Here is a 17,633-nt window from a genome sequence, read left to right on the forward strand (position 1 = left end):
GCGCACGTTCACCGCCTGTCTACTCGACCTTCTGCTTGCGCCACTTGATGCCCGCGGCGATGAAGCCGTCGAGGTCACCGTCGAAGACGTGGCTCGGGTTGCCGACCTCGTAGTCGGTGCGAAGGTCTTTCACCATCTGGTACGGCGCGAGCACGTAGGAGCGCATCTGGTCGCCCCAGCTGGCGGTGATGTTGCCGGCGAACTCCTTCTTCTGCGCGGCCTCCTGCTCCTTCTGCAGCAGCAGCAGGCGCGACTGCAGCACGCGCATGGCCGCGGCGCGGTTCTGGATCTGGGACTTCTCGTTCTGCATCGAGACGACCGTGCCCGTGGGGATGTGGGTGAGGCGCACCGCCGAGTCGGTCGTGTTGACCGACTGTCCGCCGGGTCCTGATGAGCGGAACACGTCGACGCGGATGTCGTTCTCGGGGATCTCGATCGCCTCGGTCTCCTCCATGAGCGGGATGACCTCGACCGCGGCGAAGCTCGTCTGGCGCTTGCCGGCCTGGCCGAACGGGCTCATGCGCACGAGACGGTGCGTGCCGGCCTCGACGCTCAGCGTGCCGAACGCGTAGGGCGCGTCGATCTCGAACGTCGCGGACTTGATGCCCGCCTCTTCGGCGTAGCTCGTGTCCATGACGGTGGCGGAGTAGCCGTGCTTCTCGGCCCAGCGCAGGTACATGCGCATGAGCATCTCGGCGAAGTCGGCGGCGTCGACGCCACCGGCGCCGGCACGGATGGTGATGACCGCGGGACGGTCGTCCCACTCGCCGTCGAGCAGGGTCTGCACCTCGAGCTCGCCGATGGCCTTCTGCAGCTGGACGAGCTCGTCGCGCGCCTCGGTGGCACTCTCCTCATCGCCCATCTCGTTGGCGAGCTCGATGAGCACCTCGAGATCGTCGAGGCGCGAGTCGATGCTCTTCACCCGCGCGAGCTCGGACTGGCGGTGGCTGAGCGCACTCGTCACCTTCTGCGCGTTCGCGGTGTCGTCCCAGAGGTCGGGCGCACCCGCGAGCTCGGACAGCCGCTCGATCTCCGACTGGAGGCCGTCGACGTCGACGACGGAACGGATGTCGCGGAAAGTGGAGCGCAGCGCGGCGATCTCCTGCGTGAGGTCAAGATCCAACATGGCTTCCCCAGCCTACGCGACCCGGGCGGCGTACACTTCGGGTCAACGGGCTTCACGACGTGCGTCCTGTGCGTCGACCCGCGCGAGGAGACGAGCATGGCCGTCAACACGTATCTCACCTTCTTCGATGACGCCGACGGCGAGTCGGGTGCCGTCGGCCACGAACAGTGGATCGAGCTCCGCTCGTGGAACTGGGCGGTGACGTCGACGGTGGCCGCGCATGCGGGTCCCGGCGGCGGCACGGGCGCCGGCCTCGGCAGCGGCGCGGGAGTCGCAACCCCCACGGCATTGCGCTGGGAGCACGCATTCGATGCCTCGTCGACCCGCCTGCTCGGCTTCGTCGCTTCGGGTCGCCGGCTGGCGAAGGCGGAGCTGCACGTCACCCGCGGCGGCGGCCACAGCGGCCGTGATGCGTGGCTCGCCGTGACGATGCGCGATCTCGTCATCACGTCGGTCGCGACGTCGGGTGCGAGCGACGGCTCGGTCGCGCAGGAGGTCGCCATGGACTTCCGCTCGATGAGCGTCGAGTACCGCCGGCAACTGCACACCGGGTCGCTCGCGACGCCCGCGACGTTCGAGTGGGACATCGCCACGGGGGTCTCGAGCACGTCGCCGTGACGCGCTGAAGGGGCATCCGCTCGCCGTCTCGGGCGGTTGCAGCCCGGTTCGGCGTCGGGTGTACGGTCGAGGTGATGACCGACACGACGCCTCCGTTCTCGTGGCGCTCGATCATCCTCCCGGCCTACCTGCCGACGCTGCTCTTCTCGCTCGGCGAGGGCGCGATGATCCCGGTCATCCCCGTCGTCGCGACCGATCGCGGCGCCTCGCTCGCACTCGCGGGCCTCATCGCCGCGATGCTCATGGTCGGCGAGCTCGCCGGCGACCTGCCGGCCGGGTGGCTCGTCGCGCGCATCGGCGAGCGCAACGCCATGATCGCCGCCTCGATGCTCGCGGTGGTGGGCGTGCTCATCGCGCTCGTCTCCCCCACGACGGCGGCACTCGGCATCGGCGTGTTCCTGCTCGGCCTCGCGACCGCGGTGTTCGGCCTCGCGCGGCACGCGTTCCTCACGAGCTACGTGCCCGAGCAGGTGCGGGCGCGGGCGCTGTCGACGCTCGCCGGCGTGTTCCGGGGCGGCTGGGCGATCGGCCCGTTCATCGCGGCCGGCCTCATCGCGTACACGGGCTCGGCCGAGCTCGTGTTCTGGGTGCTCGTCGCGGCCTGCTTCGCGGTCGTGGCGGTGCTGCTCGTGCTGCCCGACCCCGAGCGCGTCTTCGGTGCCGCACGGCTCGCGCGTGAGGCATCCGCGTCGGGTGAGGCACGCACGGCCGGCGAGGCGGAAGCGGATGCCGCGTCCCACGGTGTCTTCCGCGCGATCGTGACGCACCGGGCGGTGCTGGCGCGCATCGGCTCGGGGGTCGGCGTGCTCGCCGCGATGCGCGCGAGCCGCACGATCATCCTGCCGCTCTGGGCCGTCTCGATCGGCATGCCCGCCGAGCAGGCCGCGCTCGTCATCGGCATTTCGGCCTCGGTCGACTTCGCCCTCTTCTACGTGAGCGGCCAGGTGATGGACCGCTTCGGCCGGCTCTGGAGCGCCATCCCCGGCCTCGTGGGGCTCGCCGCCGGTCACTTCGTGCTCGCGTTCACCCACGACGTTCCGGCGAACGTCTCGTGGTTCACGGTCGCGGCGCTCGTGCTCGGTGTCGCGAACGGACTCTCGAGCGGAGTCATCCTCACGCTCGGCGCCGACCTCGCGCCGAAGGCGAACCCGGCACCGTTCCTCGGCGGCTACCGCACCATCGGCGATGCCGGTCAGGCGGCCGCGCCGCTCGCGCTCGCGGCGATCACGAGCATCGCGACGCTCGCCGTGGCGAGCGCGACGATGGGCGTGGTCGGCCTCGTGGGCGCGGCGATCCTGTGGCGGTACATCCCGCGGTATGTGCCGCGTCGCCCGCGCGGTCCTCGGCTGCCGCCGTCGTCGCCCTAACGGCGCCGTTCCGCGCCCCGCACCTCGTCGACGATCTCAGCGATGGAGTCGATCACCAGCCGCGGGTTGCCCACTTGGATGTAGTGGTCGCTCCCGGTGTCGGTGATGTGCACGGCACGCTGGAACTTCCCGGGCAGAGCCTTCTGCGCTGCCATCTGCGCAGCCCACAAGGCGTCGGCGAACACTCGGTCGACGCCGGCGGGCAACTGGCCGGAGGCCAGCAGCTCCGGCGTCAACTGGGGGATGTCGGCGGTGAGCACGGTGACCGGAACGTCGGGCACGTGCGGCGACTCGCGCAGTTCAGTCACGACGGTGTCCAGGTCGAAGAACTCGGCGTCGGGCTGCGGCGGCGGTGCGTTGAGGTCTTCGAAGATGGCCTGCTGCTCACCTGTCAGGCCGGCTTGGAGGTCCTCCGACAGCGCGTCGACGAGCACGAGCCCGCTCGCCTGGGTCGGGTGGTCGCCCGCGAAGACTCGGATGATCGGGCCGCCGTAGGAGTGTCCGACGAGCACGAACGGGCCCGTCTCCCCCGACGCCGTCAGCAGCTTCTCGAGGTCTCCCGCCGAGGTCTGCGCGCTGGTGGGCTGTGCCACGGCAGTGGACCGGCTGCCGCCGGTGCCGGGCCGGTCGTACGCGCACACTCTCGTGAACTCGGCGACGTCGTCGTAGACCGTTGGCTGTGCATTCGCCGGGTCGGCCCTCGTGCTCCAGATTTCGGCGGTGTCGCCGAGGCCGGAGACGAGAACCACCGTCGGCGAACCGGTGCCATGGCACTCCAGGTAGATTTCGCGGTCATCGCCGACGGTGACGAGACCATTCCGATCCGCTGTCGACTCGGTTGGCGAGGAAGCGGTCTCTCGGGGCCGGTCACCTGAGGAGCATGCGGTGAGCAGCACGACGACGGAAGCGAGCAGAGGGAGCCGATGTCGGAGCAGCGCGCTGCAAGTCATCCGGCGCGCGCGGGTCGGCGCTCGCCCCTGCCGCTCGAGCGCGTCCTGATCTGATGCGAGCTGCAGCATCCCACGTCCCCCGTCGTCAGCCGGGCAACACGTCGCGGTGTCGGCGTCGGCCTGTCGAGTGTGGCACGTTCGGTGGTCGACGCCCGGTGAACTCGGTCACTTCGGCCCGGACCCGTTGCGGGCGCCTGCCTCCCCCGGGTCTCGGAAGATCGCCACGACTCCTCAGAAGATCGACATGAAGAGCGGCGCGGCCAGGAAGACCGCCTGGGTGACGATCACGAAGCCGGCGATGATGACGGCGGGAATCCACAGCCGACCGCCGACCCGGCCGGGTTCACGTTCGAGCTCGCGTCGGGCGAGCACGGCGAACACGACGCTGACGGCGGCGATCACCATGGGGAGGATGTCGAGGACGAAGAGCGCCCCGACGGCGAGGACGAGCGCCAGGATCGCCTTCCATGACACGCGCGAGGCGGAGGCGGAATCGCCGCCGCTGGGTTCACCTGGTGGGCGCGAAGCGCTCATCAGCGGCCGTTGACCTTCTCGATGGCCATGACGAGGATGACCCGGTCGGCCTTGTCGGCCGGGCGCGGGGGTGTCGGCGTCGCCGTAGCGCTGCCCGAGGTGCACGTAGAAGTCGCCTTCGGGGTCGGCGATGACCTCGGCGAGGCGGCCGCGCACCTCGACGTACTTCATGGGGTTCTCGGGGTCGATGACCTCGAGGGTCATGTGCGGGTTCTTCTGCAGGTTGCGGAACTTGGCCCGCTTGGTCGTGTGCGTGAAGCGGATGACCCCGGCTTCGCCGTCGAACTCGAACCACATCGGGTTGACCTGCACGCTGCCGTTGGGTCGCACGGTGCCGAGGTGGCCGAATGCGGGTGCGGTGAGGATGCGGGCGAAGTGGTCGGTGAGTTCGATCGTCATCCCATCAGTCAACCGCATCGCCGCCTAGTGAAAGACCGACCGGGCCGTCGCGGTCACCTCGATCGGCACCGAGATCGGCAGCAGCTCGGTGTGCATCGGCGCGTACCAGACAGAGCTCACGGTGACCGTCGCGCTCTGGCCGTCGTCGGATGCCGCACGCACGAGCCGCACGTCGGCGAGCCCGTGCTCGGCGTCGCCGAGGTACTCGACCGCCGCTTGCCGCACGGCGCCGCTCTCGAGCTCGAGTGAGAGCCGGTTGCCGTCGACCTCGACCGTTTCGAGGCTCCATGCCTCGGCCGCGGCGAGCGCAGCACCGTCGGCCAGCGTGAACAGGCGCTTGCGCTCGAGGTAGAGCGACGTGGCCGCGACCACGACGAACACAAGCGAGAGCCCGAGGAAGCAGAAGAAGATCGTGAGCAGGAGGGTGGAGCCGTCATCGTCGTGTCGCCGCTCGAGTGCTGGGCGGAGGCGACGCATCACGAGCCGCTCCCGGCGAATCGCGACACGGTCTGCGTGGCCGTCGCGGTGATCGGCACGCTTCCGAACCGGTCGAGCGTGAGGAAGTCGGGCACGAGGGGCAAGGTGAGACTGGCCGTCACCGTGACGTGCACCCGTGTTCCGGGCTCGGCGCAGTCTGGGGCGCAGCCGACGGTGACGGATGCGTCGGAGGCTTCGACCCCGTAGTCGGCGAGCGCGACCCGCACGACGCGATCGACAGCGGCATCCGCCGACGCCTGGTCGCCCGCGACCACCGCAACCCGTGCAGCATGACGCGCCGCGCCCTCGACGGCGAGGGCACCCCCTTGGATCTCCGCAACGGCGAGCACGAGGTACACGAGGGGCACCAGCAGGATGATGCCGACCGTCAGGAACTCGAGGGATGCCGAGCCGCGCTCATTCGAGATGCTCGACCGCCGCATGGCCGGTCACCTCCAATGCGCGCTCGAAGCCCAGGAGTCCGACGACCGGGAGCGTCGCCCGCACCGTTATGGCCACCACGGGAACACCGGCGACCGTCGAACGGCTCGCGGTGACGTCTTCGGCGTACTCTGCTGAGATCGCCATGCCGATGAGGTCCCGGGTGCGCGCGACGCCGTCGCCGTCGCTCGAACCCGCGAGCGATGCGTAGCGTGCGCCCTCAGCGGCCGCGTCGAGCACCGTGTTGCGCACGTGCAGTGCGAGCGCGAGTTGCACGACCGCGAGCGTCACCACGGTGAGGAGCACGCCCACGAGGGTGAACTCGGCGACGGCCGACCCTCGATCATCGCGGAGGAGCGCCGCAAGGGGTGGACGAGTCGCTCGCCTCAGAACCCCAGTACGCGGCTGATGGCCTGGTCGAAGACGCCCGACAGCGCCGGACCGGCAAGGCCCCAGATCACGATGACGAGACCCGCCGTCATGAGCGTGATGAGCACCCAGCCGGGCACATCGCCACGTTCGTCGCGGAGACACTCGCTGATCGAAGTTCGCATGGACATTCCTTTCGTCGGCGGGTGGATCCGCACGTTCAGGGCTGGGCACAGATCGGGTCATCGCTGGGGGCCGGGCCATCAGAAGCCCGCCCGCAGCACGAGATACCCGGGGAACAGTGCGAACGCGATGGTCACGGGCAGGATCAGGAAGACCAGCGGCACGAGCATCGCGATCTCTTTTCGACCGGCGAGCTCGATGATGGTGCGCTTCGCCTCTTCGCGCGCATCACCGGCCTGCGATCGGAGGACGCCCGCGAGCGGGGCGCCGCGCTCGAGCGCACCGAGCACCTGGTCGAGTGCCCGCGAAAGAGCCGGATGGTCGAGCCCGTCTCGAAGTTCGGCGAGCGCCTGGCTGAGCGGGAGACCGGCGCCGACCGAGGCCACGATGCCTGCGAACTCACCCGGCAGCTCGCCGGATCCGGCGCGGCCGATGCGGCGGATCGCATCGAGCATGCTCTCGCCGGCGGTGAGGCTCAGCGTGAGGAACTCGAGCACGGTGGGCAACTCGGCTGAGATGCGGGCGAGACGACGACGCGCGCGACGCTGCAGCATCCAGTCTCGGGCCACCGCCCCGAGCGCAGCTGCGATGAGCGGCATGGCGAGTCGCACGATCGTCGGCAATGAGCTGAAGGCCGGCGAGAGCGCGGCCAGCGCAGCGGAGAGCGCGAACGCGCCCGCGGCCCACGCCAGCTGTTCGCCACGGAACCGCTCGACGCTGGCAGCGGATGCAGACTGGCGCAGTCGCCGCGCGATGATCTCGTTGCCGCCGAGCCACTCGGAGAGCAGGGTGCGGAGCACCCGTGCGAGCGGCAGCACGATGAGGCCGAGCACGGGGGTGGGATCGGCCGGGCGCCGTGCGAGCAGCGCACGGGCCTCGGGCGAGATGTCAGAGACGTATGGCGCGACCCGCTCGAGGAGCCTCGCGCGCCCGACCCTGGGCACGGCCGAGACCACGAGCCACAGTCCGAGACCGAGCAGTGCCCCGAGCAGCACGCCGATGGACGCCATCGAGTTCAGTGGAACCATCGCCGCTCCTCCGGCAAGCGGCCGAGCGCGACCATCGCCTGGTACGCGATGACGCTCACCACGACGCCCGCGATGATGAGCGCGGTGCCGGCCGGTGAGTCGTAGGCCACGATCGTCTCGTGGCGTGAGGCGATGACCAGGAGCAGCAGCCAGGGCGCTGCGACGCCCAGGCGGGCTGCATTTCGGATCCACGACTGGCGTGCGGTCACCTCGGCTCGCAATGCCGCATCTTCACGGAGATAGCCGGAGAGCCCTCTGAGCACTGCTGTGACATCGCTGCCGCCGACCTCGCGTGCCATGCGTAGCGTCTCGAGGATGCGATCGGCGACAGGGTCGGCCAGCGCGCCCTTCAGGGCGTCGAGGCAGGTGGAGAAGTTGCCGGTGCGACGGTATTCGGCCTCGAACGACGCGAACGCGCTTCGGGTGGCCGCCGGCCCGAGCTCGGCGAGTGCGCCGACGCTGTCGGGCAGCGACATTCCGGCCCGCACCGAGGCGACGAGGTGGTCGACGACGTCGGGCCAGACGGCGCGGTTCGCGGCCCGGCGGCGCGTCGCTCTGGCGCGAACGACGATCGGCACGAGGACCACCCCGAGCACGGCGGCGACGAACGTGACCACCGGGATCGCGAACACGGCCTGCGCGAGCGCTCCGGCCACGATGCCGAGGAACGCCGCGATGGCGATGATGACGCCCATCGGCACGCGGGCGAGGCCGGCGAGGGCGAGCTCGTCGCGGATGCGCCCGGTGGCGAGCGACGCTCGCGTCTCGGAGCGTCGTGCCGGCCACAGCACTGGCGACACGACGAGCAGCAATCCGAGCCCCAGGAGGGCTCCGAGTACGAGGCTCATGCGGCTGTGCCGCCGAGCACGATCTCGGGATCGAGACCTGCCGCGCGAAACTTCTCGAGCCGGGCCGGACGCGCACCCGTGGGCACGAGCACACCGTCGCGCACGACGAAGAGCTGTTCGGCATCGACGGCCGCCCCGGTGCATCCGCCGGTCGGGGCCGCGATCTCGACGACCCGGCGCCTTCCGTCGCGATCGATCGCGAGGTGGACGACGAGATCGATGCAGCTCGCGACGGTGGGTACGACGAACGATGAGTCGATGTTTCGGCCCGCGAGGAGCGGCAGCGTGCAGAGCTTCGTGAGTGCATCTCGCGCGGAGTTCGCGTGAATCGTGCACATGCCTGGCAGGCCCGAGTTCAACGCGATGAGCAGGTCGAGGCTCTCGGCCTCGCGGACCTCGCCCACGATGAGCCGGTCGGGTCGCATGCGCAGTGCCTCTTTGATGAGCCGGCGAAGCGTGATCTCGCCGCTGCCCTCCAGATTCGGCTGCCGGCACTGCAACGCCACGAGATCGCGCACGTCGAGGTCGAGCTCGAACGTCTCTTCCACCGTCACGACGCGCTCGCCGATTCGCGCCGCCGACATGAGCGCGTTGAGCATCGTGGTCTTCCCGGTATGCGTCGCACCCGAGACGAGGATGTTCGAACCCGCGAGCACGCTCATGCGGAGGAACTCGGATGCACGCTGCGGGAGCGAGCCGAGCTCCACGAGTTGCGGGAGCGATCGGATTCGCCGCTGGAACTTGCGGATGTTGACAGCCCAGTGCGCCCGGGCTACATCGGGGATGGCGACGTGCAGCCGCGATCCGTCGGGCAGCGATGCATCGACGAACGGCGACGAGAGATCGACCCGGCGACCCGAGTGCTGGAGCATGCGCTCGACCAGCTCGCGCACCTCGCGATCGGACAGCACGAGTGTCGTGAGCTCGGCCACGCCGTCGCGTGCGATGAAGACGCGCGTGGGTGCGTTGATCCAGATCTCCTCGACATCGGGGTCGTCGAAGTACGGCTGCAGCGGCCCGTAGCCCGTGATGGAGGCGACGACGTCGCGCGCCGTGCCGTGCTCGTCGCCGAGTTGCGCGTGCGCCCCGGCGAGTGCGCGTTCGCTGTAGCGGCGCACCTCTTCGTGGGCGTATTGCGCGGCGACGACTCGGTCGCCCGCGAGATCGAGGCCCTCACGCAGCACGCGGGTGCGCACTCGCTCGGCGATGGTGCGCACGGGGTCGGTCATGGCATCCATCTTGCGTGGCACCGGATGTCTCGACGCGAAGTTATCCACAGCGCGCACATGTCGTCTGTCTGGTGCGCCGCAAAACGCTGCGCCGTCACTAGACTCGCGGCACCCCGATGGAGAGGTATCGATGAGCACGAAGACCGCCGTAGTCGACCAGCATGCCGCCCTCGCGAAGCGCGATCTCGTCGTCGACCTGGCGCGCGGCGCCTGCATCGTGCTCGTGGTGGTGGCCCACATCCTCATGATCGGCGTGGGCTTCGACGCCGACGGCCAGATCGTCGCGTCGCGGCCGCTCGAGGCGCAGGCGTGGTTCGATGCGGCGACGTGGGTCGGCCAGATCATGCCGCTGTTCTTCGCACTCGGCGGCTTCACGGCGTACACCGCCTGGCAGAGCCTTCGCCGGCGCGGCGGCGACTCGACCGACTTCGTGCGCGGGCGCGTGCTGCGCCTCGCGCGGCCCGCACTTCCCCTCTTCATGTTCTTCGCGGTGGCGCTCGCGGTGGCGACGGCGATCGGCGTCGACCCGGCCATGCTCGACATCGTCGCGACGGGCGTCGGCTCGCCGCTCTGGTTCCTCTCGGCCTTCCTGCTCGCTCAGTCGTTCGCCCCGGTGATGGTGCGCCTCCACGTCGCCGCGCCGCGCGCCACCCTCGCGGTGCTCTTCGCGTGCGCCGTGCTCGTCGACGCCGCACGGTTCATCCTCGGCGAGGTCGGGATCGGCCTCGCGAACCTCGTGTTCGTGTGGTTCTTCGTGCAGCAGCTCGGCTTCTGGTACGCCGACGGATGGTTCCGCGCGCGCCGCCCGTGGCAGCTCGTCGCACTCGCCGTCGTGGCCTATGGCCTGATCGCCGGCATCGTCGCCGCGGGCTGGCTATCGCCCGACATGCTCCGCAACCTCAACCCGCCCACCGTGCCGCTCGCACTGCTCGGCATCGCGCAGGTCGCCCTGCTCACGCTCCTGCATCGCCCGCTCGCCGCCCTCATGCAGGGTCGCGGGTTGCAGCGGATCGTCTTCCTCATCGGCGCGCGGGCGATGACGATCTACCTCTGGCACCTGCCGGTGATCGTCGCGGTGGCCGGCCTCAGCCTCTTGCTGCCCTTCCCCGTACCCGAACCTGCGAGCCCGATGTGGTGGGCCACCCGGCCGGTCGTGTTCGTCGCCGTGCTCGCCGTGGTCTTCCTCATCTCGATGCCGCTCTCCCGCCTCGAGACGGCGCCCACGAGCATCCCCGAGGGCATGAGGCGACCGGATGCCGCGCGCACGTGGTTCGCCGCCGCCCTCACGTTCTTCCCGGCCTTCGCCGTCATGAACTGGTTCCTCGACCTGCCGATCGCCCTCATCGGCACCGCGTCGCTCGCCGCGGCGGTGCTGTTGCTCAGGCCGCGAAGGGACTGATCGGCCGCGCTCGTCAGAGCAGGTCGAGGTCGTCGTAGTTGACGAGGACCTTGCCATCGTCGGGAGTGACGGCCGTGGGCGAGAGTCGCGCGATCTGTTCTCGCATGTAGCTGAGCGCCGGCTCGTTGTCGGGGTCGGGCAACGAGGAATTCGTGGTCTCGGCCATGATCGGGGCTCCGACATCGAGCAGCAGTGTCGCCGTGACTTCGTCGCCGTCGCTGCCGAATGCGTGGATGTCGACCGCGTCGGCCTCGCCATTTCGCGCCAGCGCGGCCGCGTACTCGAGCAGCAGGTCAGCGGTCGCGTCATCGACGAGAAGTGACTTGTCGGCGAAGGTCACGTGCTTCATGGGCCGATCGTAAGCGAGGGGTTCGCGCCCGTGTAGGGGGTTGCGGAACGGTGGGAACGACTGTTCAGCAGTACAACATGCACAGTACTTGATCTGATACAGTACTAGCCATGATCGACAACATCGCAGACGAGGCGTTCGCCGCCGACCTGCTCCGCGGCCACACCGACACCATCGTGCTCGGGGTCCTGCGCCGCCACGACAGCTACGGCTTCGAGATCTACAAGTCGATCCGCGAGGCGACCGGCGGCGCCTACGAGATCAAGGAGGCCACCCTCTACGCGAGCTATCGGCGCCTCGTGCGCGATGGCCTCGCCGAGGCGTACTGGGGCGACGAGTCCCAGGGCGGCCGGCGCAAGTACTACCGCATCACCGACGCGGGCCGCGCCGCGTTCCGCACCAACGTCGCGACCTGGGTCGCGACCCGCGGCATCATCGACGACCTCCTGGGCACCACGGTGCCCGCATCCACGAAAGGCAACCGAGCATGAACGCCACCGATCCCATCCGTCGCAGCACCGACGTGCATCGACTCCTCGACGACGCCTTCGCCGGCGTGGAGCTCACGCCCGAGGTGCAAGACCTGAAGGAGGAGATCCGCGACAACCTCCTCTCGCGCGTGGCCGAGCTCGAGGCATCCGGAATCGAATCGTCGGATGCCGCGCGCCGGGCCATGAACGAGCTCGGCGACGTTCGTGCACTCGTCGACGACGACGCCACGACGCCCATGCCCGTCCGAGTGGAGTCGGCGTCGGCCGCGGCGCTGCGCAACCGGGTGCGGCCGAACCCCGGCTTCGTCGTGCGCACCGTGCTGCTGTCGATCGTCGCTGCCGCGGCGCTCGTCGTGCTCGTGCTCGCCCTCCTCGGCGTGCTGTCGCTCGGCACCGGCATGCTGACCGCCATCGCCGCCGTGTTCGGGGTCGCCCTCGGCATCGTCACGGCCGACGCCCTCCGCCAGGAGACCACCGCGAATCATCCGCTGCCCGCCGGTCGCGCCGTCGCGTTCGGCGTCTCCACCGGGCTGCTGCTCGCCGGGCTCGCGTTCACCGCGACCGTGATCCTGCGCCTCGACCTCGCGTGGCTCATCCTCTCCGGGCTGCTCGTCGTCGCTGCGATCGCCGCGCTCAGCTACCTCGGCGCCACGCAGACCAACCGGCACAAGCCATGGGTGGTGGTGGAGCAGCGCGCGACCACCGTGGCCAACCGCTTCGACGAAGACCCCGCTGCCGCGGCACGATTCGGCATCTACACCGCCGCCATCTGGACCGTCGCGTTCGTGGTCGCCGTCGTGCTCGGCTTCACCGTCGGCTGGTGGTGGGCACCCGTGGCGCTCGTCGCCGGGTTCGTCGCCATGCTCGTGACGCTCGCCCGCATGCTGTTCGGCGCTGACGCCCGCCGCACGTAGGCGGGGTCGGTCCGGGCGTCGGTGGTCGCGGCATCCGCACCTGGTCGGGCGACTCCTGATCGCGAACGGTCAGAGCCACGGCTCGCGCCAGCCGCCGTGATCGGCGACGAGCGCATCGGCATCGTACGGACCCCACGTGCCGGGAGCGTACGCGCGCACCGGCGGAGGAGTGTCGATGAGCGGCTGCATGACTCGCCACGCCTCCTCGACCTCGTCCTGCCGCGTGAAGCGGATGCTGCGACCGTTCAACGCGGCCAGGAGCAGGACTTCGTAGGGGGTCGGCCCCTCGCCGCCGCTGGTCGCGAACTCCATGTCGAGGTCGATCGAGCTGGGCTTCGGGGCATCCGCTCGCTGGGCGTTGAGCACCACGCGCACGCCGGTCGAGGGATCGAGCCGGATCACGAGCTGATCCGGCTCGCTCGTGGCGTCACGCAGCCCGAACCCGAGCTTCGGTGGTCCCTTGAAGACCAGCCGCACCTCGGTCGCGGTTTCAGGCAGGAGCTTGCCGGTGCGGATGAAGAACGGCACTCCCGACCATCGCCAGTTCTCGATCTCGAGCCGCAGCGCGCAGAACGTCTCGGTGGTGGAGTCGGGGGCGACGCCGTCGATCTCGCGATACCCGTCGAACTGCCCGCGCACGTAGTGCCGGGGATCCGCTTCGACCGTCGCGCGGAACAGCGAGGTCTGCATGTCCCTGATCGACTCGGGGTCGCCACGCGACGGCGCCTCCATCGCGACGGCCGCGACCACCTGCATCAGGTGGTTGACGACGACGTCGCGCAGGGCGCCGACCGGGTCGTAGAAATGCCCGCGGCCGGGAAGGCCGAACTGCTCGGCCATCGTGATCTGCACGCAGTCGACGTAGTTGCGATTCCAGACCGGCTCGAGCATGGTGTTCGCGAAGCGCAGGTAGAGGATCTCGTCGAGCCCCATCTTGCCCAGGTAGTGGTCGATCCGGTACAGCTGCGACTCGTCCACGTACTGGTGCAGTTCCTCGGCGAGCGCTCGCGCCGATGCCAGGTCGTGACCGAACGGCTTCTCCACGACGACGCGCCCGTGTTCGACGAGGCCGGCGCCGGCGAGCCCGCGCACCACGGTCGCGAACAGGCTGGGCGGCGTCTCGAGGTAGAACACCGGCGTGCTCGCGGCGCCGATGGCCGAGCGGACCCGTTCATACGTGGCCGCGTCGGCGAAATCGCCCTGCACGTAGCTCAACCGGCCCGCGAGACGCGCGAACACCGCGTCGTCGAGCTCTTCACCCGTGCCGGTGATCGACGAGCGGGCGCGCTCGACCAGCTGGTCGATCGACCAGTCATCGACGGCGACGCCCACGATGGGGCATTCGAGCAGCCTCCGCTGCTCGAGCCGGTACAGCGACCGGAAGGTCATGACTCGTGCGAGGTCACCGGTGATCCCGAACACCACCAGGACGTCGCCGATCGCACCACCTGCGTCGTTCGTCTTCGCTGCCACGGTCTGCCCCCTGATCGTGCGTCGGCTCGGTGATCGCTGCTGCGCCTACGTGGCGCGGCGGCCCTTTCGTAGCACGGGGTCCACGAATCCCGACCCGTGATCGAGCTGGTAGTCGAGGTTCACGGCCGCGTTGATGAGCGAGAGGTGACTGAAAGCCTGCGGGAAGTTGCCGAGTTGCTCGCCCGTGAGCCCGATCTCCTCGGCGTAGAGGCCGACGTGGTTCGCGTAGGTCAGCATCTTCTCGAAGGTGAACTGGGCGTCGTCGAGTCGTCCCGAGCGGGCGAGCGCGTCGACGTACCAGAACGAGCAGAGCGTGAAGGTGCCCTCGGAGCCGCGAAGACCGTCGGGCGACGCGCTCGGGTTGTAGCGGTAGACGAGGCTGTCGGAGACGAGCTCCTTGTCCATCGCGTCGAGCGTCGAGAGCCACATCGGGTCGCGCGGTGCGATGAAGCCCATGAGCGGCATCACGAGCAGCGATGCGTCGAGCACGTCGGTGTCCTGGTGCTGCACGAAGGCACCGCGTTCGGGATGCCACCCCTTCGACATGACCTGCCCGTAGATCGCGTCGCGCTGCTCCGTCCATCGCACGACATCCGCGGGCCGGCCGCGCGATCGGGCGAGCCGGATGCCCCGGTCGAGCGCGATCCAGCACATGAAACGGCCATACGTGAAGTTCTGCTGGCCACCGCGCGTCTCCCAGATGCCCTCTTCAGGCCGGTCCCAGTTCTCGCAGACCCAATCGAGCATCTCGGCGACCTGGGTCCAGCCGACGTGCGGGAGCTGCAGTCCATGGGTGTCGGCGAGATGGATCGAGTCCATGGCTTCGCCGTAGATGTCGAGCTGGAGCTGGTCGGCCGCCCCGTTTCCGATCCGCACCGGAATCGACCCGCGGTAGCCGACGAAATGGTCGAGCGTCTCTTCGACGAGATCGGACGAGCCATCGACCCGGTACATGATCTTCAGCGGGCCCGAGCCGGTGCCGACGCTCTCGTGGATGCGGTCCATCAGCCAGGCCACGAACGCCTCCGCCTCGTCGGTGTAGCCGAGGCTGAGCAGTGCGTAGACCGAGAATGAGGCGTCGCGCACCCACGTGTAGCGGTAGTCCCAGTTGCGTTCGCCGCCGACCTGCTCGGGCAACGCGGCGGTCGGGGCCGCCACGAGCGCACCCGTCGGCGCGTAGGTCATGAGCTTCAGCGTCATCGCGGAGCGCGCGACCATCTCCCGCCAGCGGCCCGTGTAGGTCGACCGGTCGTTCCACTCCCGCCAGTAGCGCCGGGTGTCGCGGAACATCTCGGTCAGCTCGTCGGGAGACACTCGCTTCGGCTTCGCCCCACCGGACTCGAGCACGACGCCGGTGATCTCCCCGGCGTCGAGGCTGCCGGTCACGCGGATTCCGTCGCCGACGACCTCGACCTTTCCTGCCCGCTCCGGGCCGTGCATCACGAAGCCCCCGACGCGGTGCACGGTGAGGGTCTGGTCAGCGGAGGAGAACATCACACCTTCACCCTCGGCGCTCTCGATCGTGTGCGACGCGCGGCCGTAGTCGAATCGGGGCTGGATCTCGGCGACGAAACTCATCGTGCCCCGCACCACGCGCAGCAGCCGTACCAATCGGTGGCGGTCGGTCGCGGGTCCCTTGGCGATGGGCATGAAGTCGACGACCTCGCCCACCCCGGCCTCCGTCATGAAACGGGTGATGAGGATGGCGGTGTTGGGAATGTACAGCTGGCGCGTCACGTAGTCGTCGGTGGCGGGGCGAACGCTGCAGAAACCGCCCCGTTCCGCGTCGAGCAGCGACGCGAAGATGCTCGGCGAGTCGAACCGCGGGCAGCAGAACCAGTCGATCGTGCCGTTCGTGTCGACCAACGCGGCGGTCTGCAGATCGCCGATCAGGCCGTGGTCGGCGACGTTCGGATACCTCTCAGCCATGCGAGCGACCCCCCAGTCCTGTGAGCATCGTGGCACGGGAGGGGGCTGGGCGCTAGGCCGCGCGAGGGTCGGTTCGCAGGCCAGCGCCTAGACTGATCGGGCACTCGCGGGAGTGGTGAAATCGGCAGACACGCAGGATTTAGGTTCCTGTGCCTTCGGGCGTGTGGGTTCAAATCCCACCTTCCGCACTCGAGGCGCACCGGGCACTCTCGGCATCCCCGGGGCATCACTGATTTCGTCGTCGATCGTGCGGAAGCTGTGAAGGGAGTAGTCGCCAACTGGCTCGTCCCTCACCGCGACCCTTCGTCGCGGCTCACCCGCACCACGGTGCGATCCAGCGGCAGTTCATCGTGACGGATGCTCGCATCGACGCCTTCGAACGGCAGTTCACCGGTGGGCTCGAGGCCGACGTTGTCGTCCCAGATGCGTTCGGTGATGTGCCCGAGCAGTTCGAACTCGTCGAAGACGTACGGCATGCCGTCAGACGGGAAGAAGGTGGGCTCAGTCTGCAGATGGAAATGCAGGTGCGGCGTGGTCGAGTTGCCGCTGCTGCCGATGAGCCCGAGCTCTTGGCCCTGCTCGACATCGTCACCGACGCGGACCCGCACCGATCCCGGATCCATGTGACCGTAGAGCGCGAAGATCCCCGGTTCGATCTCAACCACGACGTGGTTGCCCACCGTGTGCTCGATCGGCGGTATCGGCGGTGGTCCCGGGAGCGATGTGGTGTTCGGGATGCCGTCCACCGCCCGCACGACGGTACCCGAGGCGGCAGCGACGATGGGCTGCTGGTAGCTGAAATAGCTCGAGAGCTGACTGGGTTCGCCCTCCCACGTACGGTGCTCCTCATCGAGCAGGTAGAAGTCGATCGCATAGCGCTGGGGAACGAGCGCCTGGCCGTTGATGGGAGCGAGACCCCGGCGGTGATGCGTGCTGTCGGCGCAGCATCCTTCGCTCATGTACCAGATGCCGTCTTGCACGGGAACGCCCACCACGGGCGCGGCTCGGTCATCGACCGCCGTGGTGCCGATTGCCGATGAGAACTCCGCCGGTTCGCCTTCAGGACGGATGATCGCTCCGGATGCCGCGAGCTCCAGCGTCTTCGGAATGTCGGCGTCGGCCCCGAGCTGCACATCGACCCACGCAACCCACGTTTCGGCGGGCCCGATGAGCAGCGGGTCGGTGCTGTCGGTGCCGTCGGCTGATGCGCCCAGACGCGTGACTGAGCGGTTCAACTGCGGGCCCTCCTCGGCCAGCAATGGATCGTCGGAATCAGCATCGCTCACCTCGAGACGATCGAGCTGCACGGGCAGCGAGGTGGCGTTGGTGATCAGGATGTCGTACGTGAGGTGAACCTTCTCGTCGGTGCCCTCCACCGGCATCGGCGGGGTGAGCACCGAGGTGGCGAGCGGCGTGAATCTCGTGTTCGGGTCGAGGTCGCCGCCCTCGGCCGACGATGTGGTGGCCGGCGGTGGTGTGCTGCCGGCCACGCCAGGTGGCGCTGGAGTG

General features: G+C 69.2%; 19 protein-coding genes and 1 tRNA gene. 6 read left to right on the top strand and 14 right to left on the bottom strand.

All coding sequences use genetic code 11. The annotated features are described in order from the left end of the window. Positions 1-19: 19 nt before the first annotated feature. Positions 20-1,126: a peptide chain release factor 2 gene (gene prfB, locus QFZ26_RS01580; RefSeq protein ID WP_307038730.1), complete on the bottom strand. Its 1,107-nt coding sequence runs from the start codon at positions 1,124-1,126 to the stop codon at positions 20-22. Between the two features lie 96 nt (positions 1,127-1,222). Here prfB and QFZ26_RS01585 point away from each other — a divergent pair, with 96 nt between their 5' ends. Both QFZ26_RS01585 and QFZ26_RS01590 read left to right on the top strand, forming a co-directional pair. Beyond that, positions 1,223-1,744 (top strand): Hcp family type VI secretion system effector, encoded by a 522-nt coding sequence (locus tag QFZ26_RS01585; RefSeq protein ID WP_307038731.1) that lies wholly within the window; start codon positions 1,223-1,225, stop codon positions 1,742-1,744. Positions 1,745-1,818: 74 nt separating this feature from the next. Further along, positions 1,819-3,111 (top strand): MFS transporter, encoded by a 1,293-nt coding sequence (locus tag QFZ26_RS01590; protein ID WP_307038732.1) that lies wholly within the window; start codon positions 1,819-1,821, stop codon positions 3,109-3,111. On the opposite strand, the gene QFZ26_RS01595 is transcribed toward QFZ26_RS01590, so the two are convergent. The 9 genes from QFZ26_RS01595 to QFZ26_RS01635 form a co-directional block, all read right to left on the bottom strand. Then, positions 3,108-3,860 (bottom strand): alpha/beta fold hydrolase, encoded by a 753-nt coding sequence (locus QFZ26_RS01595; protein WP_307038733.1) that lies wholly within the window; start codon positions 3,858-3,860, stop codon positions 3,108-3,110. The two genes, QFZ26_RS01590 and QFZ26_RS01595, sit on opposite strands and share 4 nt — an antisense overlap. Positions 3,861-4,292: 432 nt before the next feature. Next, positions 4,293-4,994: a PPOX class F420-dependent oxidoreductase gene (locus QFZ26_RS01600; protein ID WP_307038734.1), complete on the bottom strand. Its 702-nt coding sequence runs from the start codon at positions 4,992-4,994 to the stop codon at positions 4,293-4,295. Positions 4,995-5,018: 24 nt separating this feature from the next. Next, complete coding sequence (locus QFZ26_RS01605) at positions 5,019-5,471, bottom strand: pilus assembly protein TadG-related protein (RefSeq protein ID WP_307038735.1); 453 nt, start codon at positions 5,469-5,471, stop codon at positions 5,019-5,021. Continuing rightward, a complete protein-coding gene (locus QFZ26_RS01610; RefSeq protein ID WP_307038736.1) occupies positions 5,471-5,914 on the bottom strand; it encodes a hypothetical protein in 444 nt (147 codons plus the stop codon). Before QFZ26_RS01610 ends, QFZ26_RS01605 begins: the two co-directional genes overlap by 1 nt. After that, positions 5,889-6,302, bottom strand: coding sequence for a TadE/TadG family type IV pilus assembly protein (locus QFZ26_RS01615; protein WP_307044876.1), 414 nt, complete (start codon positions 6,300-6,302; stop codon positions 5,889-5,891). The genes QFZ26_RS01610 and QFZ26_RS01615 overlap by 26 nt, the downstream gene beginning before the upstream one ends. Beyond that, a complete protein-coding gene (locus tag QFZ26_RS01620) occupies positions 6,299-6,466 on the bottom strand; it encodes a hypothetical protein (RefSeq protein WP_307045158.1) in 168 nt (55 codons plus the stop codon). The genes QFZ26_RS01615 and QFZ26_RS01620 overlap by 4 nt, the downstream gene beginning before the upstream one ends. Positions 6,467-6,544: 78 nt before the next feature. Beyond that, positions 6,545-7,492 carry a type II secretion system F family protein gene (locus QFZ26_RS01625; RefSeq protein WP_307038737.1) on the bottom strand — a complete coding sequence of 316 codons (948 nt, stop codon included), beginning with the start codon at positions 7,490-7,492 and terminating at the stop codon, positions 6,545-6,547. Further along, positions 7,480-8,340, bottom strand: coding sequence for a type II secretion system F family protein (locus QFZ26_RS01630; protein WP_307038738.1), 861 nt, complete (start codon positions 8,338-8,340; stop codon positions 7,480-7,482). Before QFZ26_RS01630 ends, QFZ26_RS01625 begins: the two co-directional genes overlap by 13 nt. After that, positions 8,337-9,569, bottom strand: coding sequence for a CpaF family protein (locus QFZ26_RS01635; protein ID WP_307038739.1), 1,233 nt, complete (start codon positions 9,567-9,569; stop codon positions 8,337-8,339). Before QFZ26_RS01635 ends, QFZ26_RS01630 begins: the two co-directional genes overlap by 4 nt. A gap of 130 nt (positions 9,570-9,699) precedes the next feature. Here QFZ26_RS01635 and QFZ26_RS01640 point away from each other — a divergent pair, with 130 nt between their 5' ends. Further along, positions 9,700-10,968: an acyltransferase family protein gene (locus QFZ26_RS01640; RefSeq protein ID WP_307038740.1), complete on the top strand. Its 1,269-nt coding sequence runs from the start codon at positions 9,700-9,702 to the stop codon at positions 10,966-10,968. Between the two features lie 13 nt (positions 10,969-10,981). On the opposite strand, the gene QFZ26_RS01645 is transcribed toward QFZ26_RS01640, so the two are convergent. Beyond that, positions 10,982-11,317, bottom strand: a complete 336-nt coding sequence (locus QFZ26_RS01645) for a hypothetical protein (RefSeq protein WP_307038741.1) — start codon at positions 11,315-11,317, stop codon at positions 10,982-10,984. Between the two features lie 110 nt (positions 11,318-11,427). On the opposite strand from QFZ26_RS01645, the gene QFZ26_RS01650 reads away from it, so the two are divergent. Both QFZ26_RS01650 and QFZ26_RS01655 read left to right on the top strand, forming a co-directional pair. Then, positions 11,428-11,808 (top strand): PadR family transcriptional regulator, encoded by a 381-nt coding sequence (locus QFZ26_RS01650; protein ID WP_307038742.1) that lies wholly within the window; start codon positions 11,428-11,430, stop codon positions 11,806-11,808. Beyond that, positions 11,805-12,722: a permease prefix domain 1-containing protein gene (locus tag QFZ26_RS01655; RefSeq protein WP_307038743.1), complete on the top strand. Its 918-nt coding sequence runs from the start codon at positions 11,805-11,807 to the stop codon at positions 12,720-12,722. Before QFZ26_RS01650 ends, QFZ26_RS01655 begins: the two co-directional genes overlap by 4 nt. 69 nt (positions 12,723-12,791) lie before the next feature. Here the strand turns inward: QFZ26_RS01655 and zwf are convergent, their stop codons facing one another. Then, complete coding sequence (gene zwf / locus QFZ26_RS01660) at positions 12,792-14,195, bottom strand: glucose-6-phosphate dehydrogenase (protein ID WP_307038744.1); 1,404 nt, start codon at positions 14,193-14,195, stop codon at positions 12,792-12,794. Between the two features lie 45 nt (positions 14,196-14,240). Further along, a complete protein-coding gene (locus QFZ26_RS01665; RefSeq protein WP_307038745.1) occupies positions 14,241-16,124 on the bottom strand; it encodes a glycoside hydrolase family 15 protein in 1,884 nt (627 codons plus the stop codon). Positions 16,125-16,230: 106 nt separating this feature from the next. On the opposite strand from QFZ26_RS01665, the gene QFZ26_RS01670 reads away from it, so the two are divergent. After that, positions 16,231-16,312: transfer RNA gene (locus QFZ26_RS01670), tRNA-Leu, on the top strand. Between the two features lie 102 nt (positions 16,313-16,414). On the opposite strand, the gene QFZ26_RS01675 is transcribed toward QFZ26_RS01670, so the two are convergent. Further along, on the bottom strand, positions 16,415-17,614 hold the full coding sequence (locus QFZ26_RS01675) for a M23 family metallopeptidase (protein ID WP_307038746.1): 1,200 nt from the start codon (positions 17,612-17,614) through the stop codon (positions 16,415-16,417). Positions 17,615-17,633 lie beyond the last annotated feature (19 nt).

This window comes from Agromyces ramosus, assembly GCF_030817175.1.
GTDB classification, from domain to species: Bacteria; Actinomycetota; Actinomycetes; order Actinomycetales; family Microbacteriaceae; genus Agromyces; species Agromyces ramosus_A.